Annotated in this window: 19 protein-coding genes; 14 read left to right on the top strand and 5 right to left on the bottom strand. The window is 64.7% G+C overall.

What is annotated here, in order from left to right; genetic code table 11:
• Positions 1–21 precede the first annotated feature (21 nt).
• The 5 genes from XI04_RS01770 to XI04_RS01750 all read left to right on the top strand — a co-directional run bounded on the left by XI04_RS01770 (position 22) and on the right by XI04_RS01750 (position 6,152).
• Positions 22–1,410: a surface carbohydrate biosynthesis protein gene (locus tag XI04_RS01770; protein ID WP_271611400.1), complete on the top strand. Its 1,389-nt coding sequence runs from the start codon at positions 22–24 to the stop codon at positions 1,408–1,410.
• 4 nt (positions 1,411–1,414) lie between these two features.
• A complete protein-coding gene (locus XI04_RS01765; RefSeq protein WP_095425648.1) occupies positions 1,415–2,818 on the top strand; it encodes a capsular polysaccharide export protein, LipB/KpsS family in 1,404 nt (467 codons plus the stop codon).
• A gap of 11 nt (positions 2,819–2,829) precedes the next feature.
• Positions 2,830–3,579, top strand: a complete 750-nt coding sequence (locus tag XI04_RS01760; RefSeq protein WP_095425649.1) for a glycosyltransferase family 2 protein — start codon at positions 2,830–2,832, stop codon at positions 3,577–3,579.
• Between the two features lie 103 nt (positions 3,580–3,682).
• A complete protein-coding gene (locus tag XI04_RS01755; RefSeq protein ID WP_095425650.1) occupies positions 3,683–5,161 on the top strand; it encodes a DUF6056 family protein in 1,479 nt (492 codons plus the stop codon).
• A 28-nt stretch (positions 5,162–5,189) separates the two neighbouring features.
• The gene (locus XI04_RS01750) at positions 5,190–6,152 is read left to right on the top strand and encodes a glycosyltransferase family 2 protein (protein WP_095425651.1); all 963 of its coding nucleotides are present in this window, start codon (positions 5,190–5,192) and stop codon (positions 6,150–6,152) included.
• A gap of 13 nt (positions 6,153–6,165) precedes the next feature.
• Here XI04_RS01750 and XI04_RS01745 read toward each other — a convergent pair whose 3' ends face one another.
• The 3 genes from XI04_RS01745 to XI04_RS01735 are packed head-to-tail and all read right to left on the bottom strand — an operon-like array spanning position 6,166 to position 8,799.
• Entirely contained in the window at positions 6,166–7,089 is a 924-nt protein-coding gene (locus tag XI04_RS01745) for a transketolase family protein (protein WP_271611401.1), read from the bottom strand.
• Positions 7,086–7,904, bottom strand: coding sequence for a transketolase (locus XI04_RS01740; protein WP_095425653.1), 819 nt, complete (start codon positions 7,902–7,904; stop codon positions 7,086–7,088). Before XI04_RS01740 ends, XI04_RS01745 begins: the two co-directional genes overlap by 4 nt.
• On the bottom strand, positions 7,882–8,799 hold the full coding sequence (locus tag XI04_RS01735; RefSeq protein ID WP_271611402.1) for an NAD-dependent epimerase/dehydratase family protein: 918 nt from the start codon (positions 8,797–8,799) through the stop codon (positions 7,882–7,884). Before XI04_RS01735 ends, XI04_RS01740 begins: the two co-directional genes overlap by 23 nt.
• Before the next feature lie 170 nt (positions 8,800–8,969).
• Between XI04_RS01735 and XI04_RS01730 the strand changes: the two genes are divergently transcribed.
• The gene (locus tag XI04_RS01730; RefSeq protein WP_271611403.1) at positions 8,970–9,923 is read left to right on the top strand and encodes a sulfotransferase family protein; all 954 of its coding nucleotides are present in this window, start codon (positions 8,970–8,972) and stop codon (positions 9,921–9,923) included.
• Positions 9,913–10,803, top strand: coding sequence for a phosphotransferase (locus tag XI04_RS01725; protein ID WP_271611404.1), 891 nt, complete (start codon positions 9,913–9,915; stop codon positions 10,801–10,803). The genes XI04_RS01730 and XI04_RS01725 overlap by 11 nt, the downstream gene beginning before the upstream one ends.
• Here the strand turns inward: XI04_RS01725 and rfbG are convergent, their stop codons facing one another.
• Positions 10,804–11,868: a CDP-glucose 4,6-dehydratase gene (gene rfbG / locus XI04_RS01720; RefSeq protein WP_271611405.1), complete on the bottom strand. Its 1,065-nt coding sequence runs from the start codon at positions 11,866–11,868 to the stop codon at positions 10,804–10,806.
• The gene (rfbF, locus tag XI04_RS01715; RefSeq protein WP_095425656.1) at positions 11,865–12,635 is read right to left on the bottom strand and encodes a glucose-1-phosphate cytidylyltransferase; all 771 of its coding nucleotides are present in this window, start codon (positions 12,633–12,635) and stop codon (positions 11,865–11,867) included. Before rfbF ends, rfbG begins: the two co-directional genes overlap by 4 nt.
• Positions 12,636–12,851: 216 nt before the next feature.
• On the opposite strand from rfbF, the gene XI04_RS01710 reads away from it, so the two are divergent.
• From XI04_RS01710 to XI04_RS01680, 7 genes are all read left to right on the top strand, one after another.
• Positions 12,852–13,814, top strand: a complete 963-nt coding sequence (locus tag XI04_RS01710) for a UDP-glucuronic acid decarboxylase family protein (RefSeq protein ID WP_271611406.1) — start codon at positions 12,852–12,854, stop codon at positions 13,812–13,814.
• 39 nt (positions 13,815–13,853) lie between these two features.
• Positions 13,854–15,158 (top strand): hypothetical protein, encoded by a 1,305-nt coding sequence (locus XI04_RS01705; protein WP_095425658.1) that lies wholly within the window; start codon positions 13,854–13,856, stop codon positions 15,156–15,158.
• 3 nt (positions 15,159–15,161) lie between these two features.
• Entirely contained in the window at positions 15,162–16,340 is a 1,179-nt protein-coding gene (locus XI04_RS01700; protein WP_095425659.1) for a CgeB family protein, read from the top strand.
• A 127-nt stretch (positions 16,341–16,467) separates the two neighbouring features.
• Positions 16,468–16,914 carry a hypothetical protein gene (locus tag XI04_RS01695; RefSeq protein ID WP_095425660.1) on the top strand — a complete coding sequence of 149 codons (447 nt, stop codon included), beginning with the start codon at positions 16,468–16,470 and terminating at the stop codon, positions 16,912–16,914.
• The gene (locus tag XI04_RS01690) at positions 16,911–18,032 is read left to right on the top strand and encodes a DegT/DnrJ/EryC1/StrS family aminotransferase (RefSeq protein WP_095425661.1); all 1,122 of its coding nucleotides are present in this window, start codon (positions 16,911–16,913) and stop codon (positions 18,030–18,032) included. The genes XI04_RS01695 and XI04_RS01690 overlap by 4 nt, the downstream gene beginning before the upstream one ends.
• Entirely contained in the window at positions 18,029–18,796 is a 768-nt protein-coding gene (locus XI04_RS01685; protein WP_271611407.1) for a class I SAM-dependent DNA methyltransferase, read from the top strand. Before XI04_RS01690 ends, XI04_RS01685 begins: the two co-directional genes overlap by 4 nt.
• On the top strand, positions 18,793–20,001 hold the full coding sequence (locus tag XI04_RS01680) for a glycosyltransferase family 4 protein (RefSeq protein ID WP_271611408.1): 1,209 nt from the start codon (positions 18,793–18,795) through the stop codon (positions 19,999–20,001). Before XI04_RS01685 ends, XI04_RS01680 begins: the two co-directional genes overlap by 4 nt.
• Positions 20,002–20,005 lie beyond the last annotated feature (4 nt).

The following is a 20,005-nucleotide window of genomic DNA, read 5'->3' as shown; positions in this document are numbered from 1 at the left end:
GACCTGCCGGGAGCTCACATCTTGCGCATAGGCCTGGTGGTCGATCACCCCAAGCGTGACCTGCCGGGGGCAGTCATGCTTGGTTATCAACTCGCGCGGCGCGGCGTCTCTGTCGCGCTGGTGCCGATGTACGAGCAGGCCGTCGATGTCCCACGGCTCGGGCTGGACGCACTCGTCGTCAACTACGCCCGTCCCGTCAATCTCGATTTGATGCGCAGCTTCGCTGGAGCGGGCCTCGCCCTGTACGTGCTCGATACCGAAGGGGGCGTGCTCGCAGAAAAGGGCGGCAACTCGCCGCCCGCAATGGCCGCCCACATCAAGGGCAGCGGCTACGCCGACATCCTGGCGGGTTATTTCTTCTGGGGCAATCGGCTGCACGACGCCTTCCTGGCCGCCGGAACCATGAAGCCGGAGCAGCTTCACCTCACCGGATGTCCGCGCTTCGACTTTGCAGCCCCACGTTGGCGCGCGTTGCTCGACGGCGAGCCGCGCGGCTATCTGCTCGTCAACGCCAACTTTCCCCTGGTCAATTCGCGCTTCACAGGCAAGCCGGGTGGTGAGCGCGAGGCGATGGTGCGGGCCGGTTGGGATGGCGCCTATGTCGATCGCTTCATCGCGGACCTGAAGCAGGTCTTCGCTAAATATCTCGTCGAGATCGACCGGCTCGCCGCGGCGCGGCCCGACCGCAACATTCTCGTGCGGCCGCACCCCTTCGAGAGCGAGGACGTCTATCGCAACGCCCTCGCGCGCCACGACAACGTCCTGATCGACGGCACCGGCAGCGTCCTCGACCGCATCCGCAACGCCGCCGCAGTGATCCATCTCAATTGCGGAACGGCCGTCGAATCGGTGTTGCTCGGAAAGCTGCCGCTCCAGCTCGAATATTTGAACACGCCGGTCACCGCCGGCCATGCCGCACTGCCCGCGCGCGTGAGTCGCCCGGTCGCTTCGTTCGACGAGCTGCTTGGCGCGATCGATCACATCGAGCGCGAGACCGAGACTTTCGACTTCGCCCGCGTTCACGCCGCCGATATCGAGGACTTCTTCCATCTCAATGACGGAAAAGCCGCCGAACGTGTCGCCGAAGTCCTGACCAGCGTAGCGGGCTCGCGCCGGCCTTACGTCTCGCTGCTCGCGACCGTGAAGGGGACGCGTGCCAAGCCGAGCGTTGGCCAGATCGTCAAAGGGGCCGCCAGCGCCGCGCTCGGCTCTGCCGTCACGGAGCGGCTGCGCAGCCAGTTCAATCCCGCCCGGCGCGACAAGCGAATCGCACCGCCCTTCGTCCAGACCCTGCTACAGCGCATCGCCGCACACGATCAGGCGAGCCCGTCTCAATTTACGGCAAGACGCGCACAATGCGCGACGACGGGCTTGCCGCTCGCAAGTATTGCGATCGAACACGCCCAATAGAGCCATGGCCACACCTGCAAAGACCATTCTGATCACCACGCTTGCCGAATACCAGACCCGGTTCTGGATTCCGGTCGCGCAGCGGTTGCGCGCGGCAGGCCATGATGTCGAGTTGCTCGCCTTCGACGATCGCAGCGCGGAGATGTCGGCGACTGAAGGCGTTCCGGTCACGAACATGTATCGCGAGGGCCTCAAGGCCGGCCCCGCGCCCGACGACCGCAAAGCGTTCGACGCGCGCGTTGCGGCCTACGGGCTCGACGGGACCAACTTCCTGTTCAGCCATGAGCGTTTCACTTTCGGCATCCGCGACACCGCGGCACTGCGCCGGCGCTTCATGATCTATGCCAATGCGATGGAGACAGTGCTCGACCGGCTCGAGAAGCAAGGCAAGCGCGTCGAACTGGTGCAGGAGCTCGGCGGCTTCCTTTCGGTGATCGCGAGCTTCTACGCCGCCAGGCGCCGCGACATCCGCAACTGGTTCATCGAGCCCTCGTTCTTTCGTGGCCGGATGTACTTCACGCCCGACACACTCGGTGCACCCGACGTGATGCCGACGCCGACGGACGCTGTCTCATCAGAAGTGCGCGCCTATCTGGACGATACGCTGACGCAACGCGCGATCGTCATCCCCAAGAAGGATCAGCACCATTATTCGGCGGCCTTCAAGAAGGTCGTCAATTTGCGCAACGCGCGCCGCCTCACCGAGAAGCTGTGGGACCAGTTCGCGCTCGGCAAGCACCAGGAGTTCGGGCACAATCTGCGCCACGCCCGGGTACACGCCGCGATGGCGCTCAACGCGACGCGGCTGCGCAAGCTCTATAAGCCGATCCCCGCGGCGCCCTTCGTCTACTATCCCTTCCACGTTCCCGCCGACATGGCGCTGACGCTGCGCTCGCCGGACTATCTCGACCAGGTCGCGACCGTCGACTTCCTGCTGCGCACCATCCCGGATTCGCATGTGCTCGTGGTGAAGGAGCATCCCGCCCAGATCGGCGCGATCTCGGCCGATCGCCTGTTCGAACTGGCGCGCAGGTTCGACAATTTCGTGCTGCTGCCACCGCAGACCAACAATTACACCGTGCTCAACCGCGCCGATGCCGTCATCTCCGTCAACAGCAAATCGGGCGCCGAGGCGCTGCTGCTCGGCAAGCCGGTCGTGGTGATGGGCGATGCGTTCTACCGCTCCTGCCCGCTGGTCTATGCGGTCGATCGTCTGGCCGATGTGCCCGCACGCCTGCGCGAGGCACTCTCCACCGGGCCGTTCGATCCGGCCAAAGGCGCCCCCTATTTCGAGTCCGCCTGGCGCCGGTCTTATCCGGGCGAGCTCTATATCAGCGATCCCAAGTTGCTCGACATGTTTGCGGCCTCCTTGCGCGCGGCCATCGCCGAGCCGGCCGGTGCGAACTGAACGGACCCATCATGCCGCTCGTCTCGATCATCACACCGTCCTGGAATGTCGAAGGCCTGATCGAGGAGACGATCCGCTCGGTGCAGAGCCAGACCTTCGCCGATTGGGAACTCCTGATCGCGGACGACTGCTCGACCGACAGCACGCCGGCGATCATCGCCGGCATCAGCGAGCGTGACCCGCGCGTCAAGCTGATCCGGATGCCGAAGAACGGCGGCCCGGCGCTTGCGCGCCAGGCGTCGATCGACGCCGCGCAGGGCCGCTATCTCGCCTTCCTCGACAGCGACGATCTGTGGCTGCCCGAGAAGCTCGAGCGGCAGCTCGCCTTCGCGAAGGCGAAGCAGGCTGCTCTCAGCTACACCGCCTTCCGCCGCATCAACGAGACCAACACCGTCACCGGGCGGCTGATCGAGGTGCCGGCCTCGCTCACCTATGGCCAGCTCCTGGAGAACACCGCGATCGCGACCCTGACCGCGATGGTCGACCGCGAGATCGCCGGTCCCATCGCAATGAAGAACGAGGGCTATGACGATTTCTGTCTGTGGCTCTCGATCCTCAAGCGCGGCCACACCGCCTACGGCCTCAACGAGGACCTTGCACGCTACCGCGTCAGGGGCTCCTCGGTCTCCAGCCGACCGGCACGCTCGGCCAAATGGGTCTGGCAGATCTACCGCAACGTCGAGCACCTCTCGCTGATCAGGTCGGCCTGGTGCTTTGCCCATTGGGGTACGCGGGCCTGGCTCAAACGGCGGGAGTTCTAGCGCCGCCGGCGGCTTGGCACGCAGCCACTTGCAACAGCCGGAATTGAACATTGCGACCTCGACGGGTTGCCTCTAATCTGCCCCGGATCGGAGGGGGCTTTGCGTGTACAATCAAGGTGTTATTCCACTGGCAGCGCGTCCCCACGCCGATCGCCGGGCCTGGATTGGCTGGACGCTCTGCAGCCTGTTTCCTGCAATTTTCCTGCTGCTTCTGTTCGCGCTCACGTCGCTTAGCGCGCCCGAGCATGACGACTTCTGCTTCGCGGATCTGTACGCGCGTCACGGGTTCATCGATACCGTATCGCTCTTCTATCATTCGCAATCGGGCCGGGTGCTGGCCCTGTGGTTGACCCAGGTTCCGCCGGCGATCTCTGCCGCGGCAAATGTCAGCTTGCTGTCGGCCTATTCACTGATGATGGCTGTGAGCGCGGCGCTGTTCCTGGCCGGCACTGCCCTCGCCATGGTCCGGGCCTGGCCCCGCACCGCCGCTCTCCAGCTGGTTTTCCTCACGCTCGCATTCGCGAGCGCCGTGGTCAGCGCGGCGCCGAGCGTGCGGGATCTGCTGTATTGGCTCTCGGCCGTGACCTGTTACGTCCCGCCAGCCTTGATCACCATCCTGATCCTCGGGGAGTGCGTTCGGGCGCTTGACGGGGAAGCCGGCTTCTCGTGGACGCTCAGCCTCGCGATGGCCCTGGGCGGTTTCGTCGCTGCACTGGGCAATGAATTTACCGGAACATGGCTGCTGCTGATCGTCTCGGCGTCACTGGGCGCGCGGTATCTCTTCGGCCAGCAGCGTCAGATCGTGCATCACATCCTGATCGCGACCACCATCGCGATCGGATGGATCATCGTCGTCTCCGCCAGCGGCAACAGCACGCGCATGGAGCAGCTCCCGAACGGCGGGCATGTGACATGGTCGCTTCTTCTAGCGCTGATCGATTCGCTCGCCGGTCTCGGCCGCTTCCTTCGAGAACCCGCCGTGGTCGTCTGGCTCGCCGCTGTCGGCCTCATTGCGTTGGCCGAGCCGCAAGCCACGCAACCAGCGCCGCGAAAGGGCAAGATGCTGGCTCTCGGCACGATCGCGATCTGCCTGGCATGCTGTTACTTCGAATATTTCGCTCATAGATATGCGACGGGGATGCGACTCATCGAGCGGGCGCAGAATCAGGCGCTCATCCTGCTGCTGTTCGGATCGACGCTGGGCGTCAGGCTGCTCGTCGGCGCCTACAGCCAGCAATTGCGCGAACGGCTTGCGGCGGGCGCGTTTCGAGGCCTGCTCGGTCCGGTCGGGTTGCCTGCGAGCCTGGCGTTGCTCACGATCGTCTCGCTCAGCCTGAGCTCAACGGCGTTTCAGCTGCGCGCCCAATGGCAGGGCCTGTATCCGTACTGGCAGGAGAGCGCCGATCGACATGCCCTGTTGACCACGAGGCCCGAGCCGGTTGTCGTGGTTCCTCGGCACAAATGGACGCCATCCCTGCTGATGACCGCCGATGTGACGGCGGACGCCGACAGATTGCCGAACGACTGCATCGCCAGATACTACCACAAATCCGCCGTCTACGGCGCCGACACGCCGCGATGACCATTTGCCCTGCTTCAGAGATGCGAACGTGAAAACAATCAGCGTCATCACGCCCTGTTACAATGAAGAGCTCAACGTCAGGGATTGCTACGAGGCAATCCGGAAAATCTTCGACGGCGAGCTCCACGGCTACCAGCGCGAGCACATCTTCTGCGACAACGCCTCCGACGATCGCACCATGGAGATCCTCCGCGAGATCGCAGCACAGGACCCCGCGGTAAAGATCATCGTCAACGCACGCAACTTCGGACCGCTGCGCAACACCTTCAACGGCGTGATGGCCTCGCGCGGCGATGCCGTCCTGCTGTTCATGCCGGCGGACCTTCAGGATCCCCCGGAATTGCTTCCCGAGTTCGTCAAGCTGTGGGAAGCCGGCTACGAGATCGTCTATGGGATCCGCGCGGTGCGCGAGGAAAGCCGTCTGATGCGCGGGCTCCGCAACGCCTACTACCGCGTGCTGACCAGATTCTCCGAGCTCAAGGTGCCTCCGGGAGTCGGTGATTTCCAACTTGTCGACAGGCGCGTTGTCGAAGCCATGCGTCACGTCCGTGACGCCTATCCATTCATGCGAATGATGACGTTCGAATGCGGCGGTCGCATGGTCGGGGTGCCCTACACCTGGCGCGAGCGCAAGAAGGGGTTTTCGAAGAACCGCGCCGGCGCGCTGATCGACCAGGGCCTCAATGGGCTGGTGTCCTTCACCACGGCGCCGGTCCGGTTCGGGCTTCTCGCGGGCTTTCTGATCTCGGCCGTGAGCATCGCCTACGCGATCGTCAACTTCATCATCGGCCTCGTGCTTTATCAGAAGCTCGCCGAACCCGGCATCCTCACCCTGATCGTCGCCATGTTCTTCTTCGGCGGCGTACAGCTGTTCTTCATGGGCATGATTGGCGAGTACGTTCTCGCGATCTACGGACAGGTGCGCGAGAAGCCGGTGGTGTTCGAGCGCGAGCGCGTCAATTTCGATCCCTCGCCCCCGCCCGGCGCGTGAGGCGCAGGCGGCGTCAGCGCTTCGCCAGCGATTGCTCGACCCGCGCGACGATCGCCTGAGCCGAGAGGCCCGCTGCATCGAGCAGCGCCTCGCGCGATCCCGCCTGCGAGGTCTTGCCACCCTGCTCGGGAATACCCATGCCCGTAATCGGCGGCCGGACCGCGTCTCCGGCAAACGCGCCCGCCACCAGGCTGAACAGGCCGCCGCGCAGGATGTGCTCTTCCAGCGTCACGATGAGTGAGGCGTCGCGCACGGCGTCGCGGATCGCGGCCTCGTCGAGCGGCTTCAGGCAGGAGACGCTGACCACGCCGACGTCCCTGCCGCGCCCGGCGAGTTCGCCGGCGGCCTCCAGCGCACGGGAGGCGATCGGCCCGGACGCGAGGATGACGACATCCCGTCCGTCACGCAAAACCCTGGGCTTGCGCAGGTCGGGCACGGCGGCGCCGAGATTCGGCTCCCCCTGACGGCTGAGCCGCAGATAAGAGGGCTTGCCGCTTCCTGCGATCAGACGCGTCGCGGCCCGCACCTCCATGGGATCGCAGGGCACGAACACCTCGATGCCCGGCAGCATCGACATGATCCCCGCGTCCTCGAGCGCGTGGTGGGTGTAGCCCTGGCTGCCATAGGCATAGCCGGCACCCACCGCCACGACCTTGACGTCGGCACCGTGGTAGCAGACGTCGTTGCGGAGTTGCTCGAGGCAGCGCAGCGTCGGGAAATTGCCGATCGAGTAGATGAAGACGGTCTTGCCCGATAGCGCGATTCCGGCGGCGATCCCCGCCATGTTCTGCTCGGCCACACCGACATTGAGATAACGATCGGGAAACTGCGCCGCGAACGGCTCCAGCACGGAGTAGCCGAGATCGCCGCAGAGCAGCCAGATGTCGGGGTTTTCGCTTGCGGCCTGCGAGAGGCTCTCGATGAACGTCGTTCTCATGCGCCGACCTCGGCTAGCGCCTGCGCGAGCAGCTCATCCGAAGGGGAGCGGTAGTGCCATTCGAGCTTGTTCTCCATGAAGCTCACGCCTTTGCCCTTCACGGTGTGGGCGATCACGACGGTCGGCCGGCCCGATGCCGCCGGCACGCCGCTCAGCGCACGCTCGAGCGCGGTGAGGTCGTGGCCGTCGATCTCCTCGACCTGCCAGCCGAACGCCTTCCATTTCTCGGCAAACGGATCCAGGTTCAACACCTCGGCGACCGAGCCGAAACTCTGGATCTTGTTGAAATCGACGATGACGCAGAGATTGTCGAGCTTGTGATGGGGCGCGAACAGGATGCCCTCCCAGTTCGAGCCCTCGTCGCATTCGCCGTCGCTGAGCAGGCAGAACACGCGGCTGCCGGCGCCCGCATTTCTTGCGGCCAGCGCCATGCCGATCGCAATCGGCAGGCCATGGCCGAGCGAGCCGGTCGAAACCTCGACGCCGGGCACGGCGTGGCTGACATGCCCGGTGAAGATCGAACCGTCGCGGCAATAGGTGTCGAGCTCGGCCAGAGAAAAGAAACCGCATTCGGCGAGCGTTGCGTACATGATCGCCGTGGCGTGGCCCTTGCTGAGCACGAAGCGATCGCGGTTCGGGCTTTGCGGCTCGGCGGGATCGACGCGCAGGATCCGCGTGTAGAGCACCGCCAGGATGTCCGCCATCGAGAGGCAGCCGCCGATATGGGAGGCCTTCGCGGCATGCACCATGCGCAACGCGTGCGCACGAATCCGTCGCGCGAATTCTTTCGGCTCAGGAAGATTTGGTCGCGTCATGCCACTCTACCGTCTCGCGTAGTCCCTGATCCAACGGCACTTCGGGCTTCCAGCCCAAGGCAAGCATGCGCGAAACGTCCGCAGCCAGGACCATAACCTGATCGGACCGATACGCCAACTCGCCGAAGCCGAGATCGGCGCCGGGGGCGACGAGATCGCGCAGCCGCGTCACCGTTTCGCGCAGCGGCGGCGCGTCCGCACTGCCGACGTTGAAGACGCCGCTCCCCGCTTCATGCGTAATCGCCAGCCGGAAAGCGCTCGCGGCGTCGCGCGCGTGCAGAAATCCCCAGCGCTGCTCGCAGGCCGTCAGCGCCATACGATGTCCCGAGCGCAAGTTCCGAATCATGCTCGGAATCAGCCAGTGATCGGCGTCCTTCGGGCCGTAGGTCGAGAAAATCCTGAGCCAGGCGGCACGCAGCCCGCGCTCCTCGCACAGGCGCATCGCCATCGATCCGGCCGCGAGCTTGGCCATGCCGTACAATGTCGTCGGCCGTGGCGCGTCGTCCTCCCGGATCGGACGATCATAGGGTCCGTACTCCGCCTGCGATCCGGCTCCGACGAAGATCCTGGCGCCGGCCTCGGCCGCGAGCTCGGCGAGGCCCACCGTGTCGGCCACGTTGACGGCCTGAACCGGGCTGTTGCGATCGCTGCCTGCGACGCCGCGCCAGGCCATGTGCACGACCGCGTCCGGCGCGAACGCCCCCAGCGCTCCGCGCAGCCCGTCCGGATGCTCCAGACTGCCCGGAATCACGTGCAGCCGGTCATGAAGCTGCCCGAGGCGCCAATAGGAACTTGCCGGCCGCAACAGGACGGCCACCTCGTGCCCCCGCGCCATGAGGTCCGCAACGAGATAGGAGCCCAGAAAACCGCTCGCGCCGGTGGCAAAAACACGCATAAGCCCCGGGTAGATCAGCTACCCCGGCTCCGTCAATGTCCCGCTTCGGCAAGTCCCCCTGCCCGGGCCACGTTCCCGGCACGGCCGAAGGGCGATCCGAACTTGATTATCCGGCCCATGCGGCTAAACGGAGGGCCAGATCGAGGTTCGACGACGTTAGGGGTAGACGCATGAATGAGTTCAGGCTGGCCATGGTTTCCGCAGGCTTCGAGCACGGCGGAAACGTCACCCATCGTCACTTCGACGGTCATCCCGACCTGCTCGTCTATCCCTTCGAATCGCAGCTCGGCAACCGCAACTTCAACGACTTCCTGGCCTCGGTCGAGCGCGTCCAGTACCGCTATCCCGAATTCCCGGAGGGGCTGACCGCCACCGAGCTCTATGAGCAGATGATCGACGAGGAGCTGAAGACCTTCCTGCGCAAGCGCAACGGCTCCAAGTTCCGCGATGCGGACTGCGTGATGGACGAGAAGAAGCGGGTCGCCGAGTTCGCCCGCATCGTCGGCGAGCCGCCGATCTTCCGCCGGCAAGTGGTCGAGGCCTACTTCCGGTCGACTTTCGCGGCGTGGGAGAACTATTACGTCAAGCCGCGGCCGGGCATGGTCCATGTCGGCTACTCGCCCGCCATCGGGATCGATGCCGATCGCATGGTGCGCGACTTTCCCAACGTCCGCATCCTGCACATCGTGCGCAATCCGTTCTCGGCCTACCGCGACACCAAGCGCCGCCCGTTCCCGCAGCCGCTGACCAAATACCTGATCACCTGGAACATCTATCACTCGACGGTCGAGATGTTCGCCAAAATGTATCCGGAGAACGTGCGGATCTTCCGTTACGAGGACCTCGTCGACGACAAGCGCAAGTTCATGACCGAGGCAGCCGGATTCATCGGCGTGCCCTTCGCCGACTCCATGCTCTATCCGAGCTGGAACGGCGTCGAGATCAAGGACTCCATCGCGCCCTGGGGAACCGTGCTCAAGAGCACCAAGGACTACAACCAGGCCGTGATCCAGGAGCTCTCGGACGAGGAGCGCAAACAGATCGCACAGGGCACCGCGGCACTCGCCCGTCATTTCGGCTACGACCGGATCGACTATCTGAGCCCGCTCTATCGTGCTGAGTAAGATCGCGTTCTTCGAAACCGACGACCGCCCCGACATCGCCGCCGATCGCGCGCGGCTCCTGCCCGCGCTGCTACAGCATCTGCAATCCCTCGGCCGCAACGTCACCGTTGCGGCGGCCCCCGGCGGCACGCTTGGTGCCTGCTTTGAGGCGGATATCGCCGGCGAAAAGCGGTTTCTGAAGACGCATCTGCCGGGCCCGCGCGCGCGCGCCAGCCTCGCCAAGGAAGCCGACATCCTCGAGCAGCTCTACGGCAACACGATCGTGCTCGACCGGTTCGAGATCCCGCTCGCGGACGGAGCGGCGCGACTCTGCCTCATGATGCCCGCGCTGGTGCCGCAGGCCGCCCCGATGCCGCCCGCTGATGCCGCCGCAATGGCCTGCGCGTGCAGTGAGCGGCTCAAGGACTGGCAGCCGGACGGCCTTGCCTCTTTCGATCACTATCTGGCGTCCGCCGCAGAGGCACTGAAGACGCTTTCGAGCCGCGGCCTGCTGGAGCGGGCCGGCGCGATCGAGGTGGGCAGGCTGATCGCGCTGCTCGGGGATCGTCTGGCGGATTTGCCCGATGCGCTCTGTCACGGCGATTTCGGGCCGAAGAACATCATGCTCCAGGGCGCCGCGCGGCGCGTCATCGACTGGGAAGATGCATTCCGCGGCATCGCCGGCTACGACTACCTGTACTGGCTGACCTTCATGGAGAACCGGCCGTTCCTGCAAGAGGCCGCCTTCGGCCGAACCGGCCTTTCGCCCGAGGTCGAGCGCGCCATCCTCGTGCTCGTCGTCCTGCTCAAATCCTATCTGGCGGTCTTGTCGGGCGAGTATCTGAAGCACGCGGTGTCGGCAGAGGACCGCATTGCCGAGATCCTCGATCTGCCGGTCTGATCAGGCCTGCGCGGCGCCAGCGACCTGGTCGAGCTGATCGAGCGAGAAGCTGCGCAGGTCCCGGCCCTCACGCAGCGCCTTGTACCAATCCACAGTCAGCCGAAGGCCCTGCGCCAGATCGAGCCGCGGCGTCCAGCCGAGTTCGCTCCGCGCCTTCGCGCAGTCGAGCCTGAGATAGGCGGCTTCGTGCGGATGCGGGCCGGAATCGGCCGTCCACCGCGCCCCGTCGCCCCACAGCGCGATCAGATGATCGACCACGGTCCCGACCGGCACCTCGCTTGCGGTATCCGGTCCGAAATTCCAGCCCCCGACGAAACGCTCATCGCCCGCCAATCGCTCGACCAGCGAGAGATAGCCGAGCACCGGGTCGAGCGCGTGCTGCCACGGCCGCACCGAATTGGGATTGCGGATGCGGAGCGCCTCGCCGGCCAGGAACGCCTGCATCGCATCGGGCACCAGACGGTCGCGCGCCCAGTCACCGCCGCCGAAGACGTTGCCGGCCCGCGCGGTGGCGACGCGCGCCGCCCCCTTCGCGTTGAAGAAACTGTGGCGATAGGAATGCGTCACGAGCTCGGCGCAGGCCTTGCTGTTGCTGTAGGGATCGTCGCCGCCGAGCCGGTCGCCCTCGCTGAAGGCGGTGCCCATGCCGTTGTTCTCGTAGCATTTGTCGCTGGTGACGTTCAGGATCACCTTCACCGAGCGCAGAGGCCGTGCCGCCTCCAGCACATGCACCGTGCCCATCACGTTGGTCGCAAAGGTCTCGACCGGCTCCTCGTAAGAGGGACGCACCAGCGCTTGCGCAGCCATGTGGATGACGATGTCGGGCTCGGCCTCCGCCATTGCGGAGCGCAAGGTGGAGAGATCGCGGATATCGGCAATGCGGTGCTTGATGTCGTCGGCGATGCGCGCCGTGATGAACAGCGCGGATTGGTGTGTCGGCGGCAGTGCATAGCCGTAGACGTCGGCTCCGAGGCGGCGCAGCAGCAGCGACGCCCAGGCGCCCTTGAAGCCGGTGTGGCCGGTGAGAAAGACCTTCTTGCCGCGCCAGAATGCCGGATCCGTCACCAGACCCTCCATTTGGCACGGTTGCCGGCCCACTCACCCTCGAGGAAGTTACGATCGCGCAGCGAGTCCATCGGGTGCCAGAAGCCGTGATGCACATAGGCGCGCAGATCGTCGCCGCGCACCAGTTGCTCCATCGGCTCGCGCTCCCAAATCGTGTTGTCGCCTGCGATCAGCTCGCCGACCGACGGCGACAACAGAAAGAAACCGCCATTGATCCAGCCGCCGTCGTCGTTGGGCTTTTCCTCGAAATTGACGACCCGGTCGCCCTCGACCGCGATCGCGCCGAACCGCTTGGCCGGCCGCACCACCGAAACGGTGGCACGCCGCCCGTGCGCCTTGTGGAAAGCGATCTCGGCGGCAAGGTCGATGTCCGCGACGCCGTCGCCATAGGTCAATGCGAAGAAGGGCTCGTCCGCGACATAGGGCAACACCCGCTTCAACCGGCCGCCGGTCTGGGTGTCCTCGCCGGTGTCGACGAGCGTGACCCGCCACGGCTCGGCCGTCTCGCGATGCACTTCCATCCGGTTCTCGGCGATGTGGAAGGTCACGTCGGACATGTGCAGGAAGTAATTCGCGAAATACTCCTTGATCATGAAGCCCTTGTAGCCAAGGCAGATCACGAAATCATGGAAGCCATAATGGCTGTAGATCTTCATGATGTGCCACAGGATCGGCCGCCCGCCGATCTCCACCATCGGCTTCGGCCGCGTGCTGGTCTCCTCCGCGATTCGGGTGCCCAGGCCTCCCGCAAGAATTACGACTTTCATTCACCTGCTCCGAACGGGAGGCACGCTCCCCGCGTAATCCAGACGGCTTCTATACGAAGTGGCCGAACCTGGAAAATCATCGGTCCCTAAAGCCCTTCTGAGGTCAAGGGGTATTATACTACCTTACGCAAGACTATTGGCGTTTCCGCCCGTAGCCGATACCACTCTGCCGGCCGCACCGGGAGGACCGTCCCGAGATCCAGCTGGAACCCGATCATGCCGTTTGAAAGCTACAAGAACAGCCGCATCCTCGTAACCGGGGGCGCCGGGTTCATCGGATCGCATCTGTGCGAGCGACTGCTCGATACGGGAGCCGAGGTGGTGTCCGTCGACAACTACTTCACTGGCAGCCGACGCAACATCGCCCATCTGATCGCAAATCCGCTGTTCGAGGCGGTCCGGCACGACGTCACCTTCCCGCTCTACATCGAGGTCGACGCGATCTTCAACCTGGCCTGCCCGGCCTCGCCGATCCACTACCAGCGCGATCCCGTGCAGACCACCAAGACCTCGGTGCACGGCGCCATCAACATGCTGGGGCTCGCCAAGCGACTCAAGGCGCGCATCTTCCAGGCCTCGACCAGCGAGGTCTATGGCGATCCGCTGATCCATCCGCAGACCGAAGATTACTGGGGCAATGTCAACCCGATCGGCGTCCGCTCCTGCTACGACGAGGGCAAACGTTGCGCCGAGACGCTGTTCTTCGACTATTGGCGTCAGCACAGCCTGCCGATCAAGGTCGCGCGCATCTTCAATACCTACGGTCCGCGCATGCAGCCGAATGACGGTCGCGTGGTGTCGTCCTTCATCGTCCAAGCGCTGCAGGGCGAGCCGATCACCGTGTTCGGCGACGGCGGGCAGACCCGCTCGTTCTGCTATGTCGACGACCTCGTCGAGGCCATCATGCGGTTGATGGTGACCGCGGAGGACATCACCGGCCCGATCAACCTCGGCAACAATTCCGAGTTCACGATCCGTGAACTCGCCGAGAAGGTCATCAAGCTCACGGGCTCGCGTTCCAAGCTGGTGTTCAAGCCGCTGCCGCAGGACGACCCGCGCCAGCGCCAGCCCGACCTTGCCAAGGCGAAGGCGGCACTGAACTGGGAGCCGAAGGTCGCGCTCGAGGACGGGCTGAAGGAGACGATCGCCTACTTCAAGCACTCGCTCGACATCACCTGACCTGCTCGCAACGCCCATCGTCCGCAGCGAGCTTCCGCAATGAGCGCACCGGCCGGGATCATCAGCGATTTGCGCGCCCGGCTGGACTCGAAAGCCGCGCTGACGAGATTGGTGCTGCTGCACAGCGCCGTCACCTGCCTGTCGCTGATCGAGGTCGCGACCTTTCAGCTCTCCATCGACTTCGACCCGAAGCGCCTCTGGATCGCGGTCATCGTTGCGGCCGGCTTTTCCGTCGTCTCGCTGCTGTTTGCCTCAGCCCGCTTCTGCTTCGGCTATTTCGTCGGGTTCTATTTCTACACGATGATCCTGGGCTTCCTGTGGATCGACGTCTTCTCCGACTACAATTACCCGCGATTGCTTGCCGGAGTTTCCGCGGCATTGGCGCTGCTGCTCTGCCTGATGCCCGTGCTGTTCATCCGGGCACCGCTGCGACAGTTCGTGCCAATGTCCAATGCCCGCTTCGAGCATTTGCTGACGCTTATCCTCCTGGTCTCCATCGTCACCATCGCCGTCGCTTCGACCTACAATTTCCGCCTGGTCTCGATCGCGAACATCTATGACTACCGTGACACGCTCGAATTCCCAGGATTGCTGCGATATCTCATAGGATGGGTTTCCAGCGCGCTGCTGCCGTTTGCCTTCGCCAGCTACTGGCTGCTCGGCTATCGGTGGCGCGCAGGACTGGCGCTGGTCCTGCTCCTGCTATTCTATCCCATCACGCTGACGAAGTTCGCGTTCTTCACGCCAGCCTGGTTGATCGCGCTGGTGGTGCTGTCGCGGCTGCTGGAGGCGAGAGCATCGGTCATCGCCTCGATCTTCGTCCCGATGCTGATCGGGCTGCTCGTGATCTGGGTGACGGAGGCGAGCCTGAGGAGCATTCCCGGCAGGTATTTCGATATCGTCAACATCCGGATGATGGCGACGGCATCGGGCGCGCTCGAGCTCTACAACGATTTCTTCGCCAACCACCCGCTGACCTGGTTCTGCCAGATCTCCGTGCTCAAGCCGTTGATGCATTGTCCTTACGATGAGCCGCTCGCGGTGGTCATGCAGAACACTTACGATTTCGGCAATGTGAACGCCTCGCTGTTTGCGACGGAAGGCATTGCGTCCGTCGGCCCGTGGCTGGCACCGCTGACCGCGCTCGCAGCAGGTCTCGTGCTGGCGCTCGGCAACCGCGCCTCCGCGGGCCTGCCGCCCCGCTTCGTGCTGATGTCGTCGGGTGTGCTGCCGCACATCCTGCTCAACGTGCCGCTCTCCGTCGCCATGCTCACCCACGGCACCGCCATCCTGTTCCTGCTCTGGTACGTGATGCCCCGCACCCTGTTCGAAGAAAAGCCGTGAGCCGTGCGCATCCTGATCCTCAACGCCGACTATCCGCGCTTCCTCGCCTGGCTCTACCGGCGCACGCCAGGCCTGGAGAACGCGCCTTATGCGGCGCAGATGGCGGCGCGGAACGCCAGCCTGTTCGGCGTCGCCGATTTCTATTCGCGCAATTTCGGCGGCCTCGGGCACGCCGCCGCCGACATCCATGTCAATAATCCCTGGATGCGGGCGGCCTGGGCGCGAGAGCACGGGCTTGCCGTCACCGAGCCGCCGCCGCCCGGCACACCGGCCGCGCGCGATGCCGTTCCCGGCTGGCTGCAACGCGCGGTCGCCCCCTTCAAACCGGTGCTGCGGCCGCTCGCGCGCAAGGTCGGCCTCAGTCCGCGCCTTGATGCCGAAGCAGAAAAGATCCTGCTGGCGCAGATCGAGGACTTCAAGCCCGATCTCGTCCTCAACCAGGATCTGTTTCACGTCGACACGCGCCTGGCGCGCCGGATCAAAGGGATCGGCCGCCCCATCCTGGTCGGCCAGATTGGCATCTCGCCCTCACGCGGCGAGGACTGGTCGGTCTACGATCTCATGATCTCGCAGATGGCCGCGGTGGTGGACTTCTTCCGTGCCCACGGAGCGCGCGCCGAAGTGGTCCATCTCGCCTTCGAGCCCGGCATCCTCGACGTCCTGCCGCCGCCGCCCTCGCAGGAATTCGACGTCACCTTCGTCGGGGCCGTGTCAGCCGATCACCAGCTTCGCGTCGCGCAGCTCGAAGCGGTGGCGCGGCGCTACGATCTCAAACTGTTCGGCAGCGGTCTGCACTCCCTTCCCGCATCCTCGCCGCTGCACCGCTGCTACCAGGGCGAGGTGTGGGGCTCTGAGATGTACCAGGCACTGCGCGCCTCGCGCGTCACCCTCAATTCGCACATCGACATGGCCGGCCGCGAGGCCGGCAATGCCCGCCTGTTCGAAGCGACCGGCGTCGGCGCGTTCCTGCTCACCGACTTCAAGGACAATCTGCACAAATTGTTCGCTCCCGAGCGCGAGGTCGTTGCGTGGCGCAGCGTCGAGGACTGTCTCGCGTTGATCGATCGGTATCTCGCCGACGACACGGCGCGCCAGTCCATTGCCAAGGCGGGACAGGCCAGGACATTTGCCGCACACACTTTTCGCCGGCGTGTCGAAGAGATCCTAGGTTACATCAGCTGAATTCCGCATCGGCTGGCGGAGCAATCGTCATGATCCGTCCACCCTTGACGGTCCCGGCCAAAATGGCCAAAGTGCACAGCGGGACAGCTATCTCTCTCTAATCACAGCGATTTTTTCGAGGCCCACGATGGAACACGTCGAACAAGTTCGATTCGGCGACCAGCTCTACGCGATCATCGTGCGGGCCTCGTTCCGCGAGCCGGGCATCCACTTCTTTTCGACGCCGGAGCTGTCCCAGCAGCTCGCCTTCATGAGCCATCCGCAAGGCAAGACCATCGAGCCTCATCGCCACAACAAGGTGACGCGGGAGGTGCACTACACCCAAGAAGTCCTGCTGATCCAGAAGGGCAAGCTCCAGGTCGATTTCTACACGGTCGAGGAAAAATATCTCGAAAGCCGCGTGCTCGGTGCCGGCGACATCATCCTGCTCTGCAGCGGCGCTCATGGTTTCCACGTGCTCGAGCCGCTCGAGATGTTCGAGATCAAGCAAGGTCCCTATTCCGGCGAGAACGACAAGACCCGGTTTGCCGAAGCCTCCCCGTCCGAAATCCGGATCAAAGGCCCAAACCCGTGACCGCACCGTTCATTCCCGTCAACACGCCGCTGCTCGACGGCAACGAAGCCGATTATCTCGCCGAATGTATCCGGACCGGATGGATCTCCTCTGAGGGACCGTTCATCAAGCGCTTCGAGCAGGCCATGGCCAAGGCAGCGGGACGACGACACGGCATCGCCGTCACCAACGGCTCGGTCGCGCTCGATATCGCCGTCCACGCGCTTGGCCTCGATGAGGGGTCCGAAGTCATCATCCCGACCTTCACGATCATCAGCTGCGCCGCCGCCCTGGTGCGCGCCGGCCTCGTCCCGGTCGGGGTCGACTGCGATGCCGCGACCTGGAACATGACGGCCGAGGGTGTGGAAGCCGCGATCACGCCGCGCACGCGCGCGATCATGCTGGTCCACATCTACGGTCTACCGGTCGATCTCGATCCGATCCTGGCGCTGGCCCGCAAGCACGATCTGAAGGTGATCGAGGACGCCGCCGAGATGCACGGCCAGACCTATCGCGGCGCGCCCTGCGGCAGCTTCGGCGAAGTCTCGACCTTCAGCTTCTATCCGAACAAGCACGTCACGACCGGTGAAGGCGGCATGATCCTCACCGACGACGACGCGCTCGCCGATCGGCTGCAGGGCTACCGCAATCTCTGCTTCCAGCCGCAGCAACGCTTCGTCCACGAGGAGCTCGGCTGGAACGCGCGCATGACCAACCTCCAGGCTGCGCTTGGTGTCGCCCAGGTCGAGCGTCTGCCGCGCACGGTCGAGATCAAGCGCCGGATCGGCCGGCTCTATGACGAACATCTCGCAGGCCTCAACCGCATCCGCCGCCCCGTCGCCCGCACTGGCTATGCCGACAACATCTACTGGGTCTACGGCGTCGTGTTGAACGACGACGTGCCGTTCGACGCCAAGGAAGCGATGCGGCGCCTCGGCGAAAGGGGCATCGGGACCCGGCCGTTCTTCTGGTGCATGCATGAGCAGCCGGTGCTGCGCCGGATGGGCCTGATGCGCGACGAAAGTCATCCGAATGCGGAATACATCGCCCGGCGCGGTTTTTACCTGCCGAGCGGGCTTGCCCTGACCGACGACGAGATCGCGCGCTCGGCCGCGGCGCTGAAGGAGATCCTGGCGTGACGGTGTTCGCCGACTACGCGCCCTGGTATGATCTTCTCTATCAGGACAAGGATTACGCGGCCGAGACGGCATTCGTCGAAGCGCGCCTGCGCGACCACGGCGTTTCCTCTGGCAAGCTGCTCGATCTCGGCTGCGGCACCGGCCTGCACGCGCTCGCCTTCGCGCGCCAGGGGTGGAACGTTGCCGGCATCGATCTCAGCTTCGAGATGATCGCGCGCGCCAAGACGCGCGCCGGGCAAGCCGGGCTGTCGATTCCGTTCCGGCAGGGTAATGCCTGCGAGACGGGTCCCGAACGCGATTTCGATGCAGTGGTGTCGCTGTTCCACGTCGCAAGCTATCAGACCAGCCGCGATGCGCTGAAGGCCATGTTCTGCACGGCCCATGCGGCGTTGAAGCCGGACGGCGTCTTCTTCTTCGACTATTGGTACGGCGGCGCGGTGTTGGCGCAGGGCGTCGAGACGCGCGTCAAGGTGATCGAGCAGAAGCCGCTGCGCCTCACCCGCATTGCGCAATCCGATCATGACGAACAGGCCGCGACCGTCACCGTGAACTACACCCTGTTCTGCGAGGACCTGGATCGCGCCACGATCAAGCGTGTCGATGAAGCGCACCACATGCGCTACTGGTTTCCGTTCGAGATCGACGCGGCGCTCGTGGCAAGCGGCTTCCAGGGCGCCGCTCACGCTGCATGGTTGACGCAGGACGCGCCGAACTCGAAGAGCTGGGCGGCCTATGCGATCGCCAGAAAGAGTGTTGCACCGTGAGACCGCTGCGGCTCGCCGTGATGCTGGAACAGGCGCTCGAGGTCGGCGGCGGCTTCCAGCAGCCGCTCAATGACCTGCTCTGGCTGCGCGACTGGGCGGCTAAGTCGGGCAACGAGATCGTGGTGTACTCGCCCTATCCGAAGACCCTGGACATCCTGAAGGAGTTCGGCGTCGCGGCGCGCCTGCTCAAGTTCGGCCCGCTCGACCATGTCTTCCTGTTCCTGAAATATTGCGGGCCGTTCGATCTCGTCCAGATCGCGCTGAAGCTGAAATCGCCGTTCGAGCGTGCGCTGATCCGCGACGGCATCGACGTCGTGCACTTCACGTCGACCTCGAAGCGGCACCTGCTGCTCTACGAGCTGCCGTTCATCATCACGATCTTCGACGGCTGCCACCGCGACGCGCCGGAGTTTCCGGAAGTGAGGACGTTCGGCGAATTCGAGCGCCGTGAGATCCTGTTCGGCCTCGCCAGCACCAAGGCCGCGGTGGTGATCGTCAACGCGCCGGAGCTGGTCGACGATCTCTGCCGCCGCTATGCCATGGAAAAAGAGCGCGCGGTCTGCATCCCGTTCTCGCCCTCCACCTATGTCAGCCAATCCACGTCCGACGCCGCAGACGACGAGGCGGTGCTGTCACGATACCGCCTCGAGCCCGGCTATCTGTTCTATCCAGCGCAATTCTGGCCGCACAAGAACCACATGACGCTGCTCGCGGCGCTCGCAAGCTTGCGCGAGCGGGGCATCACCGAACGGCTGGTGCTGTGCGGATCGGATCGCGGCGGCCGCGACAAGATCGATGCGGCGATCCGCACCTTTGGCCTGTCGGACCAGATCTCCATCATCGGCTTCGTCGAGTCCGCCGAGCTCGGCGCGCTGTATCGCGGCGCCTCGGCGCTGGTGATGCCGAGCTATTTCGGCCCGACCAATCTTCCACCGCTGGAAGCCTGGGCGGTCGGCACGCCCGTGATCTATCCCGAGGCCTTCAAGGCCCAGGCCGGCGACGCCGCGATCCTGTTCGACTATGACGACCCGCGCTCGCTCGCGGATGCGATCGTCAGCCTGCGTACCGACGGCACGCGCGAGCGGCTGCGCGCGGCCGGTCACCTCCGCCTTGCGCAGTTTGCCGAGGAGACCAACGCCGGCCACCAGCAATTCGCCCGTCATCTCGAACGATTGAAGCACCGTCTGGCGTTGACCGCGCGTTGAATAG

It is taken from the genome of Bradyrhizobium sp. CCBAU 11430 (genome assembly GCF_028128855.1).
GTDB lineage: Bacteria > Pseudomonadota > Alphaproteobacteria > Rhizobiales > Xanthobacteraceae > Bradyrhizobium > Bradyrhizobium ottawaense.
The sequence above is the reverse complement of the archived record's forward strand: the minus strand, read 5'-3'. Positions and strand labels throughout refer to the sequence as shown.